The sequence below is a fragment of the Paenimyroides viscosum genome (genome assembly GCF_003858535.1).
GTDB lineage: Bacteria > Bacteroidota > Bacteroidia > Flavobacteriales > Flavobacteriaceae > Flavobacterium > Flavobacterium viscosum.
In genome coordinates, this window is sequence record NZ_RQTJ01000049.1 from 1 (window position 1) to 12060 (window position 12060).

The window sequence follows — 12060 nt, forward strand, 5'->3', positions numbered from 1 at the left end:
CGATTACAAACAACCAATCACGGGTATATTTACCATCGCCGTAAATAGGCAGCGGTTTGTTATTGATGATGTTGTGGATACACAACGGAATTAATTTTTCTGGAAAATGGTTGGGACCGTAATTGTTTGAGCAGTTTGTTAAAACAATTGGCATGCCATAAGTATCGTGGTACGCACGTACAAAATGATCTGAAGCCGCTTTTGACGCTGAATAAGGCGAATGCGGATCGTATTTAGTATCTTCTGTAAAGAAACCTTCACTACCCAAAGCACCAAAAACCTCATCGGTTGATACGTGATGGAAACGTTTGCCTTTGTAACCTTGTGCTGAGCCTGTTGAAGCATCAGTCCATATTTCACGAGCGGCGTTTAATAGATTAACCGTACCAATTACATTTGTCATTACAAAGGCTGATGGGTCTGCAATAGAACGATCTACATGCGATTCGGCTGCTAAATGAATAACACCGGTGGGATTGTATTTTTGAAACACCTTTAAAACAGCAGCCGCATCACAGATGTCCACCTTTTCAAAACGGTAGTTTGGTAAATGATCTACATCTTTTAGATTTTCTAAATTACCTGCATAAGTTAAGGCATCTAGATTCACAATGGTATAGTCGGGATATTTGGTTACAAATTCACGAACAACGTGTGAGCCTATAAATCCCGCCCCTCCGGTAATAAGAATTGTCTGCTTCATATTATGTTATGCTTAGCTAATTTTGTTCAAAGATAGAATTTTTTTTAGATGGAGGAAAGGGAAAAATGTTTGATGATGGGTGCATTTTACTGTATAATGTATTGCTGTATATTGTAGTGGATGAAATGTTGAATCGTTTAACCGTTGATCCGATGACTATCGAGATAAGATGTGTTTAACCGTGAAATTAATATATAAATTCGCGTAAATTATTTAATCTGTGGTTAAGTGGTTTGAAGTTTAACATTTAACGTTTAAGGTTTAAGGTTGATTATGGACTTGTTGAGTTGTTGAACTGTTGAGTTGTTGAACTGTTGAGTTGTTGAATCGTTTAGTTATTGATGTTTAGAAATGGTGAGAAATTAGTTTCAAATTACCATCATTTTCAGTTTTTTCTTAAATTTTTACATTATATTTACATACACTTATGCACAATAAAATTAGCGCTTTAGATAGTCATTATTTTAATTATGCACACAAATGAAACTAACGTTTTTTAACACGCACACTAATTCCAAACTTTCGGGAATAGAAAAAACTGATCTGGATATAAAAATAAAGAATCTTTTCCACAGCGAATTGCCATCAGCTTCAGGTTTAACCATTACGTTTACCTTTACCACTACCTATGGGCGTAACGGAGATAAATTTGCTTCTAAACTGGCAGAATCAGGTGATCGCATAAATTATTATTTAAATAAAGATAAAAAATATGAGATTGCCGGAAGTACCCAGAAATTGACGAATAACGAGTTCGAAATTAGGGAAGTGCTTTTGGCGAAAATTGAAATGGGAGTTAAATACAACTGTGTTTTAACAGAATGGGATATTGCTACTGCAGATAGGATGCACAGGTAGGAATTGGAACCAAAGCTAGGCGAATTTGCCTATTCGCTGATTTAACTGCGTTCCGTTCGGGACACTGTCCCTCGGGTGTTGATTCGATGTTAACTTTGGAAAATGTAAAATGGAAATATTGGGTGGTGTATGTTAGCTGTATATACTCATTTAACAAAAAAGGTTACACCGCAGTGTAACCTTTAATTGTTTTTATATCTCTCGATTCTATCAGAACATAGTGCTAACGGTAGAAAAGTCGTAGAGTGCTACTCTTGAAACTCCGTTTGCATTTAAGTAAGCAACAGCATCTAACAAATCCTGCTGTGTAGCAAAATCACTTACCCTTATCACCCATACATAATTATTTCCCAAGGTAGTTCTTAACAGCTGTGTGCGTGTCAATAATTTTTGCTGATCGGTATTTTCATACGCCATTATGTATGCCGTGATGTTATTATTGGCAAGAAAAGTTGCATTCTGTATAGGCAGATGCATTGGAATACTAACACTTAACTTCATATTTCGAGGGTCGCACCATTGTTTTGCCACATCATAAATACTGTCCATGCGTGCAGTATAAAAAGGGATATTTGCCTTATAATCAGCAAAGGTATGCGGTTCTATATTTAAATGAAGTCCTGGGAAATCATATTGTAACGTCTGCATTTTTGCTATTAATTTTTGCACACCGTTGGCATCTTTTGCATAAGAATTCTCACTTAGCAAGCGCGAAACGTGTATGCTCTGATTTTGTGCCTTGGTTAAAAAGTCGGTAATTTTAATTCCGTTAGTTCCAGGCGATAGCAATAACGTATCTATTCCATACTTGTTTAACTGACTTAGAAGCGTATCGTTAACAGTTGATTCAAAAGCACTTTTCCACATATAGGTAGATCCTAAATTGTACTGCGGATTTTTTAAAGCTTTTTTAAAGAAATAACTTGGAATGTTTAAAGGTAAAGTTGTCTGATCTGTATTATTATACACTTTCACTGACTGTCTGTAAGAAGGCGTAGCTCCTTCTTTTTTAAACTGTACGCAACGTTCTCCTAAAACCGAACCGCCTGCTGCAAACGAGGTTGCTGCGTAAATACTTGCAACTAAACAAAGGAATAGTCTCATCATATATAATATTTAAAATTTTGTAACAAATAACTGCTAACAATCATAAAAATAACATTTTTATGCTATTACAGATGTGCTGCAAATTTAGAAGATTTAATGGTTTTAAGCTGATAAAAAGCACTCTAAATTTTGAATTTTATCAAGTAACTGGGATTGTGGCGGTTATTCTGCTGAATGTATATTGTTGATTGATGTTTGGTGCTGGGTGCTTGTTCTCGTTGAGGTGTTTATTTGATTATTTGTTGAATCGTTTGACCGTGGTAATAACACATAAATTCTTGTGAATCATTTAATCTGTGGTTCGTTTGTTTAATCCCGATGGTCGGGACAGGATGTTTAACGTTGGATGTTATAAATTGTGTTAGTAGATAAATTCGTGTAAATCATTTAATCTGTGGTGACTTGTTTATGTATCGACATTACATAGTCACCTTGTTTTGATTGAAAATAAAAAAAGGTCTAATCATAATGATTAAACCTTTTTAGTAAAATAACTTATAAAATATATTAATTTATTTTAATGATATTTAAACCGTTACGACCGGTTGCCACAAAAAGCAATCCGTTGTCTGCATAAATGTAGTTAGCAGATTCAGCCAGGCTGAAGTGACCTACCACATTGAACGAATTTTTGTTTAACACGATTACACCGTCTGCACCGTTTGCCAAATACAAATAACAATCGTTAACTGCCACACCGTTGGTGTAACCGTTTTGTTTAAATACTTTTGAACCGTTTATACGATAATCGTTCGGTACAAAATGGCTTACCAGACTACCGTTCTGTAACGAGAATTTAGCCACACCTTTATCGCTTAATGCTACATATACATACTCATCGTCCATGGTTATTACGTTTTTACCATCCTGCACTGTTTGTGCCAGGGTTGGGTAACGGTATTCCTGCGGATTTGTACCATCGATATTAGCGATTCTTAAATAAGCACCACTACCTTCTACTGCGAAGAATGCCTGATACGTTCCGTTCTGAGCCACATATTTGGCTCTTGCACCCTGACTGTAGAACTGATCTGTTACTGCAAAACCATTTGCCGGATCTAATTTAAACAAACCACCATTGTTTGCACCTGCTACCAACCATAACATATTGTTGTGAACAAAACTGTTTTTACCGGTTATACTTGGAAGTTTATGTGTAGTAAATACAGACAAATCGTTTGTATTGAATGCACCGGCAGTTAAAGGTGTGGTCATTAAACGAGAACCTGCCTTGTTACCACCTACTGCATAAACTTTACTGCCACTAACATCGATTCCGTTGAATTCTGCATTATTGAAATCGGCCTGTGCCGTTAACGAAGGTGCCTGCTGATTCTGAACATTAAAGATACGAACCGAGCCGTTTGCTGCATCACCGTAAACCTCATCGTTTGTATGGTATGATACATAGGCATTACCGTTTACAACCTTAACATCGGTTGCACTTAATACTGCCCCGTTAACCGTTGGACTTTGAACTGTTGCAGCCAGCGTAAACTGTAACACACTGTCGTCACAAGCAGCTAAACCACGTTGCGGAGTACAGCTGTTTGCAGCGATAAACGTATTGGCATTTAAAGTAACATCGCTGTTTATTTTACTGCTGTTTATTGTTGCTGTGGTATTGATGTCTATTTTTCCTTCGAAAGCCGGTGTAGCATTCATATTGCCTACAATTGCAATATTTGAAATATCGATACGTGCAAAACCGTTTGAAGTATTTTTTATTTTACCGTCTACCGTGATGTTTCCACCCGTGATATCTGTAAGCGATCCTGTAGCCAAAACAAGGTTACCCGAACTGTTAATATGGAAACCTGCTTTAAAATCTGCAAACCCACCGTTGTTAAGTGCTGCATCTAATTGAGTAAAACCGTTGAATACCATACTGCAGTTGTTGTTTACAACCGAACTGCCGTTTAAGCTTAAGCTTTTAGTGAAAACCAGTTCGTTATAGTTGTTCACTGTACCGTCTACCGTTTGACTGTTGTATGATACATTACCGTAATTGTTAAGTGTTGAACCACCGTTTAAATGAAAGTTTGATGTACTTTCTATTCTACCAGAAGGAGCAACATCTACTATTCCACCGTTAGGAACGTTGATATTAGAAGATCCGCCTAAATTACCCAAAATAATAAGTGTACCGGCACCATTAAAATTTATCCCACCCGTAAAAGTTTTGTTTGCAGGAATGTAATATTTATCCCCAGCATTAATGGTATACGACTGGTTGCCTGTTAAAGCAACCGCATTTGTTAAATCGGGCTGGTAGCTGTTTACTGTTTTAAGAGCCTGTGCTACTGCCTGTGATTGTGATGCGTCTGAAAATCTGTTAAACGTTATTCTTGAATTTTTTAAAGACATGTAATTTCCAAGTAACTTGCTGCCGTAGGTAAGTTTCATTTCTGAATTACTTAACACACCATTTTCTTCCTGAGAAGCAGTTGCGTCTACGTTGTCGTCACTTGAACAGCCTGCTACCGTAATTAATAGCGAAGCCGCTAAAAAGCCCAATTTGAATTTATTTTCAATCATATTTACTATTTGTTGTTATTTTAATAACGAGTGTTTTATGTTGTGCAAAGTTACTGGCATTTATAATAACGTTATCTTTGAATTTTTAGTTTTTATTTGTGAATTTTTATTTTTTTTACGCTACATGTCGTGTTCGCGTGCTTTTGCGGATGTTTTCTGCGGATTCCAACTATCTTTATACGAATCAAAAAAGAGCAGCTCATCAATATAAGCAATGGTACGCACAATGCGCATATAATACCCCATATAGATAGGATACAGCGGAACGTACATAATTTTAGACCATACCTGATACCTGTTTTTACTTATGGCAAGCGAATAGAAAAACTGTCCGAACGCCAGAATAAGATATATGGAATATTTAAAAGGAAACCATACCAGCAGAAAATTCGGATCTACCACCAGGATCTTTATCATATAAAATACCCAAAGCGCATCGAGCACCAGTCCGAAAAAAATGTTTTCAAAGAACGCAAAGAAATTGGAAAACCTGAAATTTTTATCGGGCATCCAAATGTCTCTGTGTTTCCTTATCCTAAAGCGTATTAATGAACGCGACCAGCGCAGCCGCTGCTTTGTTAAGGCTTTCCAAGTTGCAGGCACATGGGTTTTGCAGACCGCTTCTTCTTCAAACACAATGCGGTAATCAATCTTACGTATTTTTACCGTAATATCTCCATCGAGCCCCGGACCTATATCCCACCCGCCTACACGATCTAAAACATGTTTGGGAAAAGCACCAAAAGCACCCGAAATAATCTTGTAGATACGAAGTTGCGACAAAACGATTCGGGCTACGTTTATAGATTGCAAATATTCCAGATACTGCATGGTTGTTGTAAGCGACTGTTCCTGATTACGAACCACCAGATTACCGCCTACGGCACCTACATTCTTGTACCTGTAAAAAGGGATGAGTATTTTTTCGACCGCATCGGCTTCCAAAGAAGAATCGGCATCGAGATGCACAATGTATTTGCCTTTGGAATATCGAAGCCCCAGATTTGCTGCCGAAGCCTTACCCCCTCTTTCTTCTGCAGAGATAAATCTGGTAATATCGCCGGTACGTTCAAACGAACGGGCAATTATTGCCGTATTGTCTGTAGAACCATCGTCAACAACGATTAATTCTATGTTTTTATACGTTTGCTTTTTCATTGACTGAATAAGCTTGTACAAATGCTTACCCTCGTTATGCCCCGGAACCAAAACGGTTACCAGCGGATTTTCTTGTAACAAAGCTTGTCGTGCACTTTCCCAGGCACCTTTGGTGCGGTTTCGTTTGGTTCTGCTGTAAAATAGTGCAACCCCTTCTACAATGAAGAAACGGGGTATATCAAGTAAAAAGATATACCAGCCCCACCGCATGACTGTTCCCCAGTCCAGGCGGTGCCACATATAAAAGTAGGTTTCCCAGAAATTTGCCATATTATAAATGCAGGCCTATCTGCATACCTTGCGCAGTAATTTCGTATTCGTAAATTTTACGGACAACCAATTCGTGCGGAGCCTGTTCTGTTTCACAATCTACACAGTGTACACCCACGGGTGCATCTTGAAACTCGTGCTGGCATTTTTTATTTTTGCAGTTGAATATTTTACCGGGTCTGTCATAATCTACACCTACATTTCGTAGTTCTGACGAGCATTTGGGACACACCATTTTATCTTTAAAGATAAAATCTTTTTCTACCCCCACATAAGCACATCTAAAATGATGAATCAGGTTACTTGCCTTAAGGTTATGGTGGCTGCATTTAGGGCATATTTCCCTATAGTTAAGGAAGCCGCTGCTGCAATTATGGCACAGATGGCTGGTATCTACATAATGTCTGCTAAGCCAATTGTTTGTAAAGGCTTCCTGCAAGAGCATGCGCGAATTTATAAACGCTTCGCGGTTGTTATAAAAATAGGTTTCTATGCGCGGATATGAATAACCTGTTAACGATTTGTGCTTTAAAACGGGGGTAATTCTTTTTTTGCGTGTATAGTAGTAGTCAAATGTTTTTTGAATAAAGAAATCGTTCTCGGTAAAATTTTCGTGATTTCTTTTGTCTGCATATTTCTCAATAAAAGAACTTACCTGTTCTATAAGCGGTATTTTCTCGATAATGTCGAGCCCTTTAATGTAACCGTCACTCAAATACTTTAAGTGATAGTCTTTTGTTGCATAAAACTTTTTAAACTCTTTCTGCAAAAAGACCGGTTTTAAGTACATTTTTATATTTTTTGAACGAACTATGCGGCGCAGAAATCTGCGTACCAGCCACTCATCGCTGTGATTTATCACCCAGATATCGCAATTGCACGGATCTGGCAGAACATCGTGCTCTACGGCATGTTCTAAAAGCAGCACTTTTTTTCCATGAATTTCAATTACGGTGTCTGTCATTATTTTATGTTTTATAAATTAATTCTTCCTTTTCTAATCTTTACCGGAATATTGCTTACCGTAAGTTTATCCCATCCCTTTTTAGCTGCCGGTACGATATGCACCACTATACCGTGTTTTTGATCGCTTAGTGTGTTTTCTGAAACCACTTCTTCCCTGAGTTCTGAAACCGCATGTATTTTTTGTACGGTTCCTTGCAGGTTCTCATATCCGTAAGGCAGTACAACAACTACGTGATCGCCTACTTTAAATTCGTCAAGATCTTCCACATCTATATAAGCCCTTACATAATATTCGGGATGTATGATGGACATTACCTTATCTTGCCTGTAGCAAATTTGTTGTACGGGAATACGTAATCTGTCTACCCTGCCGCCGACCGGAGCTGTAAACGCAGTTTTTTGGTGTGCTGCATTCAAACTTTTAAGATTAAGATCGCTGCTGCCCTGTAATCCGAACTTCATCTGTTCTTGTTCATTTAAAAGTACCTGGTATTCTGCCTTTAAAGTTGCAATCTGGTATTGAACATCGTCTATAGATCGGTCTACATTTGCCAGTTCGTTGGCTGTTATTACATTAAGATAAACCAGTTTTTCTTTCTGCAGCCTTTCAGCTTTCCAATATTTCAACCTTTTTTCAAGATCTGTTAATAACAGTCTTCTTTTCTTGATCTGACTGTTTATGGCTATAAGTGAATAACCGTCTTCTCTGTTTTTTAGTTCCATTTTTAAGGAATCCTGCCCATAAGGTGTACGTTCACCCCCATAACGTTCGTACAGAAACAGGGTGTCGCCTGCTTTAACCTGCTGATCTTCTGTTACGTTGTATTTTAGAATGCGGATATCGTTTGCAAACTGTACATCGTACTGCTGCTGTAACAGCACACCGTGCGCAAAGTTAAAGAACCAGGGTGTGGTTAACCATTTAATGAATGACAGTACCAGAAAAATTAGGATTGCCAGATAAATCCAGCGATCCCAACGGCGTTTTTTAATTTGTTCGGGCTTTATATCGGGTTGCGAAACAACCTTTTTATCAAATTTAATATTCATTTAAAACATATTTGTAACGGTTAAAAAATCGTACAAGGCTTTCAACCAATTGTTTTGAAATCATCTTTCCGAATAGTCGGTATTTTCTTTAGACGGATTAATCTTCTCATTATTATTTATACCGTTTAATGTGTGGAATACCACATACTTTTCGCACAACTGCTCCTTTACATCTAACACAGCCAGTTTTTTCTGAACCAGCATACCGGCATACTCTATGTATTTTGCAGGGCTGAAATTTTTGTTCTGTTGCTGATAAACCTCTGTTTCGTTCTTTAAAAGTGCTTCAACGTACGAAATTTCGTTTTGCAGCTGAAACAGCTTGTTTTTTAACAGATAGAAATCTTTGTGCTGTGCAATTAGCCTGTCTTTTAATTTTAATTTTTCCGCATACAGATTATTATCGTACGAAGCCATTTCGTACGCAAGAGACTGATTGTCTTTACCAAAACGGATAGGTACAGACAACGACGCGCCTACACTTGCGAACGATCTGCCGGTTTGCTCTGCATTGTCGTAATAATTGTATCTGAACTTGGCACGCAAACTTGGCTTGTCGCCGGGTTTTTGTTTACTGCTTATAAGATCTTTCTGCATTTGTACCAATACTTCCTCTTCCTTTAAAAGATTATCCGCATTTATTGAAGACAGATCGGGTAAAACGGCATCTACGTACGGAATGTTCCAATATTGTTTAACCAAATGATCGGGAATATTTTGAGACAGATAGTTTTTGTAAACATCAATCATACCGCTAACAGCCTGCGACTGGTTATCGGCACTGATTTTATCAGCACTGCTGCCAAGCTTAGCCTGATGCATTTTATCTTGATAAGCTGCCTGCATCTGTACTATTTCCTGATACTTTTTAAGAATTTCGAGACGGTGCAGATCGAATATATGCTGTAAAAGCAGCTGCCTGTTATGCAAGCTAAACGAATTATTTTGAAGGTTTAACTGAAGTGAATCTCTGCGAAACTGCTGATTAAAGATGCGTTTTGCTTCTTTTTTTCGCTGCATGCTGCCTTCGCCAAGAATTACCCAGTCTAAGCCGGTTGAAACCCGAGATCTGAAAAAAACATCTTCTGTTTCTGAAATACCGGGGCTGAAGTTGTAGGTAGCATCAGAAACCCATTTAAGACCGAAATCGGTTTGTGAATATGTGATTCTGGTATTTCTATCAACAATGAAATTATTATTAGCTGTAATAGCAGTATCAGAAACAATATCAGCCAGCAATCCGTTGTTTTTAGAAACTGGCTGCACAAGCACATCATCTGCAAATGATTTTGTATGAAAAAAAAGTGAATTATACTCTTTAACCAAACTATTCAGTTCGTTTACAGAAGGTGAGGTATTCTGGGAATTTACAGAATACGACATATATATAGTTGTAACTAAACAAAAGAATAACTTCATTTATGTAACAGCTTAAATTTTAAAATTAATACTGTAAGCGCGTTTTTGGTTTTGCGATTTCTTAAAGACTTTCAGTGAACTATTTGGATTAAAACGTGTAATAAATAATCTAAGATAACGATAGATTAATAACCGTTTTGCATAAGACTATTTTTAAAATTCTAAATATCGGTGCAAAATTACTGCAACTAAAAGACAATACACTTGTGAAAAAACATTGAAAATTTGTAAATTTATAAATACACCTGATTTGTATCTCTAATTTCACTTGGGGTTTTGTTATAGTGTTTTTTGATAAATGCACTGAAGTTACCTTCGTCTGCAAAACCCAGATCCATAGCAATTTCTGAAATGTTGAGTACGGAATTTTGTAACATCTTCACAGCTTCGTCTGTAACTTTTTGTACGATGACCTTTTTTGCTCCTTTACCCAACACCAGCTCTGTCATTACAGACAAACGTTGAGAAGAAACGCCTAGTTTTTCTGAATAAAACGAAACACCCTTTTCTTCCTTGAAGTGTTTCTGCAACAGTACCCTGAATCTGTTGACGACATCCATATAGGAAAAATTGATTTTTTCTGGTTTAACCAGCTGATTTTGTATTCCCAACAACCCATCTAACAGCAGTATCTCTACACAATTGTGCGCCACAGCTATGTACAGGCCCATTTCTTTATCTCGATACAGATCAAGCCTGTTAACGATCAGTTTTTTGATCTCTGCTCCGTTTCCGATGGTTGGAGCGGTAAAAACATTATACTGACTGTTAAAAAACAGATCTGAATTTAAAATAAAGCTGTCTTTTCCAGATCGTTCGTAAAAAGAAGATGAAAAGGCAATGATTATATCATCTGGAGATTCTGAATCGTAAACAACGTCTTTAAACGGGGCAATATATGCCAAATGATTTGCTTTCACCCTTATTTTATTCCCATCTACAACAATACATGAATCCTTTAACGAAATATATATAACAAAATATTCAAGGGTTTTGAAGCTAAGTTCACCATTATTTCTCAGTACAACAGTTCTAACTGTGTTTATACTGAAGCCGGCTGCGTCTAATTCTTTCGTTATTTGATACATAGCATGAATAGGTTATTTAGGCAGTAAATTTATACTATTTATTATATAAAATAAAGTATTAAAAAGGGAAAGGAAAATTTTAATGTTTTTTTAATAAATTGGAGAGGTGTTAGATGTGGGGTACCGGGTTCTATTGCTAATTAGTTTGTAACGTTAATATTTAATTCGGGTGAGTTGTATAAAATGCCTTGTTCTGATTCTTTGTTATAGAAGTTATCGCATTTATAGAAAAACACGGCTTCTTCGCTTAATACAGAAAAACCATGCAAAAACCCACGAGGAACAAATAACTGTTTGTTGTTTTCTGCCGATAAATGTACTGCTACATGCTGACCAAATGTTGGAGAATCGGGACGGGCATCTACTGCTACATCGATTACTTCGCCTTTTAGCACTCGAACCAATTTTGCTTGGGCGTGTGCTCCTGCTTGTGCATGCAGTCCGCGAATTACTCCTTTTGTGGAATAACTTTGGTTATCTTGTACAAAATGAGTATTTGTACCAGTTAAATCATTGAATGTTTTTTCGTTAAAACTCTCAAAAAAATAGCCACGTTCGTCTTCGAACTTGCGTGGTTCAAGGATAAAACAGCCTTTTAGTTTTGTTTCCTGTATGTTCATTGTTTTTGTAATGGGTATATGGTTAAAAGGGTAAATAACTATATAATCAGATAGACGCTATATGAAAAGAGATTCTTCCTTCGTCAGAATGACAAAAGCTCTTTAAGTTTATCACACTCTAACTTTCTCCCTATTTCCCTATTTCCCTTTTCGCTATTTATACTGTCCTTCGTAATACTTCTGATAATCACCTGATGTTACGTTGTTCAACCATTCCTGATTATCCATAAACCAGTCGATTGTTTTTGCCAATCCTTGTTCAAAGGTGACGCTTGGGTACCAG

At 37.2% G+C, this 12060-nt stretch carries 10 protein-coding genes and 1 pseudogene; 1 reads left to right on the forward strand and 10 read right to left on the reverse strand.

Going from position 1 to position 12060, the window contains the following annotated elements; translation table 11 throughout:
- Positions 1-703, reverse strand: a 703-nt coding sequence (locus EG242_RS14010; RefSeq protein ID WP_124900486.1) for a dTDP-glucose 4,6-dehydratase, incomplete at its 3' end; no start/stop codon positions are given.
- A gap of 480 nt (positions 704-1183) precedes the next feature.
- Here EG242_RS14010 and EG242_RS14015 point away from each other — a divergent pair.
- Positions 1184-1561 carry a hypothetical protein gene (locus EG242_RS14015; RefSeq protein ID WP_124900487.1) on the forward strand — a complete coding sequence of 126 codons (378 nt, stop codon included), beginning with the start codon at positions 1184-1186 and terminating at the stop codon, positions 1559-1561.
- Between the two features lie 210 nt (positions 1562-1771).
- Here the strand turns inward: EG242_RS14015 and EG242_RS14020 are convergent, their stop codons facing one another.
- The 9 genes and pseudogenes from EG242_RS14020 to EG242_RS15095 form a co-directional block, all read right to left on the reverse strand.
- On the reverse strand, positions 1772-2668 hold the full coding sequence (locus tag EG242_RS14020) for a hypothetical protein (protein WP_124900488.1): 897 nt from the start codon (positions 2666-2668) through the stop codon (positions 1772-1774).
- A 507-nt stretch (positions 2669-3175) separates the two neighbouring features.
- Positions 3176-5206 carry an LVIVD repeat-containing protein gene (locus tag EG242_RS14025; RefSeq protein WP_124900489.1) on the reverse strand — a complete coding sequence of 677 codons (2031 nt, stop codon included), beginning with the start codon at positions 5204-5206 and terminating at the stop codon, positions 3176-3178.
- Positions 5207-5326: 120 nt separating this feature from the next.
- Complete coding sequence (locus EG242_RS14030; RefSeq protein WP_124900490.1) at positions 5327-6634, reverse strand: glycosyltransferase family 2 protein; 1308 nt, start codon at positions 6632-6634, stop codon at positions 5327-5329.
- Position 6635: 1 nt separating this feature from the next.
- A complete protein-coding gene (locus EG242_RS14035) occupies positions 6636-7598 on the reverse strand; it encodes a TackOD1 domain-containing metal-binding protein (RefSeq protein ID WP_124900491.1) in 963 nt (320 codons plus the stop codon).
- Positions 7599-7609: 11 nt separating this feature from the next.
- Positions 7610-8650, reverse strand: coding sequence for an HlyD family secretion protein (locus tag EG242_RS14040; protein WP_124900492.1), 1041 nt, complete (start codon positions 8648-8650; stop codon positions 7610-7612).
- A 60-nt stretch (positions 8651-8710) separates the two neighbouring features.
- Positions 8711-10033: a hypothetical protein gene (locus tag EG242_RS14045; RefSeq protein ID WP_124900493.1), complete on the reverse strand. Its 1323-nt coding sequence runs from the start codon at positions 10031-10033 to the stop codon at positions 8711-8713.
- 269 nt (positions 10034-10302) lie between these two features.
- Positions 10303-11157: a helix-turn-helix domain-containing protein gene (locus tag EG242_RS14050; RefSeq protein ID WP_124900494.1), complete on the reverse strand. Its 855-nt coding sequence runs from the start codon at positions 11155-11157 to the stop codon at positions 10303-10305.
- Positions 11158-11297: 140 nt separating this feature from the next.
- Positions 11298-11777, reverse strand: a complete 480-nt coding sequence (rfbC, locus tag EG242_RS14055; RefSeq protein ID WP_124900495.1) for a dTDP-4-dehydrorhamnose 3,5-epimerase — start codon at positions 11775-11777, stop codon at positions 11298-11300.
- Between the two features lie 153 nt (positions 11778-11930).
- Positions 11931-12060, reverse strand: a pseudogene (locus tag EG242_RS15095) (dTDP-glucose 4,6-dehydratase); the annotation flags it as partial.

Bases quoted from the DNA above. Each gene is read 5' to 3' on its own strand.
- EG242_RS14050 (WP_124900494.1), bottom strand. From the start codon at position 11,157: ATGTATCAAATAACGAAAGAATTAGACGCAGCCGGCTTCAGTATAAAC.
- EG242_RS14030 (WP_124900490.1), bottom strand. From the start codon at position 6,634: ATGGCAAATTTCTGGGAAACCTACTTTTATATGTGGCACCGCCTGGAC.
- EG242_RS14035 (WP_124900491.1), bottom strand. From the start codon at position 7,598: ATGACAGACACCGTAATTGAAATTCATGGAAAAAAAGTGCTGCTTTTA.
- EG242_RS14015 (WP_124900487.1), top strand. From the start codon at position 1,184: ATGAAACTAACGTTTTTTAACACGCACACTAATTCCAAACTTTCGGGA.
- rfbC (WP_124900495.1), bottom strand. From the start codon at position 11,777: ATGAACATACAGGAAACAAAACTAAAAGGCTGTTTTATCCTTGAACCA.
- EG242_RS14045 (WP_124900493.1), bottom strand. From the start codon at position 10,033: ATGTCGTATTCTGTAAATTCCCAGAATACCTCACCTTCTGTAAACGAA.
- EG242_RS14040 (WP_124900492.1), bottom strand. From the start codon at position 8,650: ATGAATATTAAATTTGATAAAAAGGTTGTTTCGCAACCCGATATAAAG.
- EG242_RS14025 (WP_124900489.1), bottom strand. From the start codon at position 5,206: ATGATTGAAAATAAATTCAAATTGGGCTTTTTAGCGGCTTCGCTATTA.
- EG242_RS14020 (WP_124900488.1), bottom strand. From the start codon at position 2,668: ATGATGAGACTATTCCTTTGTTTAGTTGCAAGTATTTACGCAGCAACC.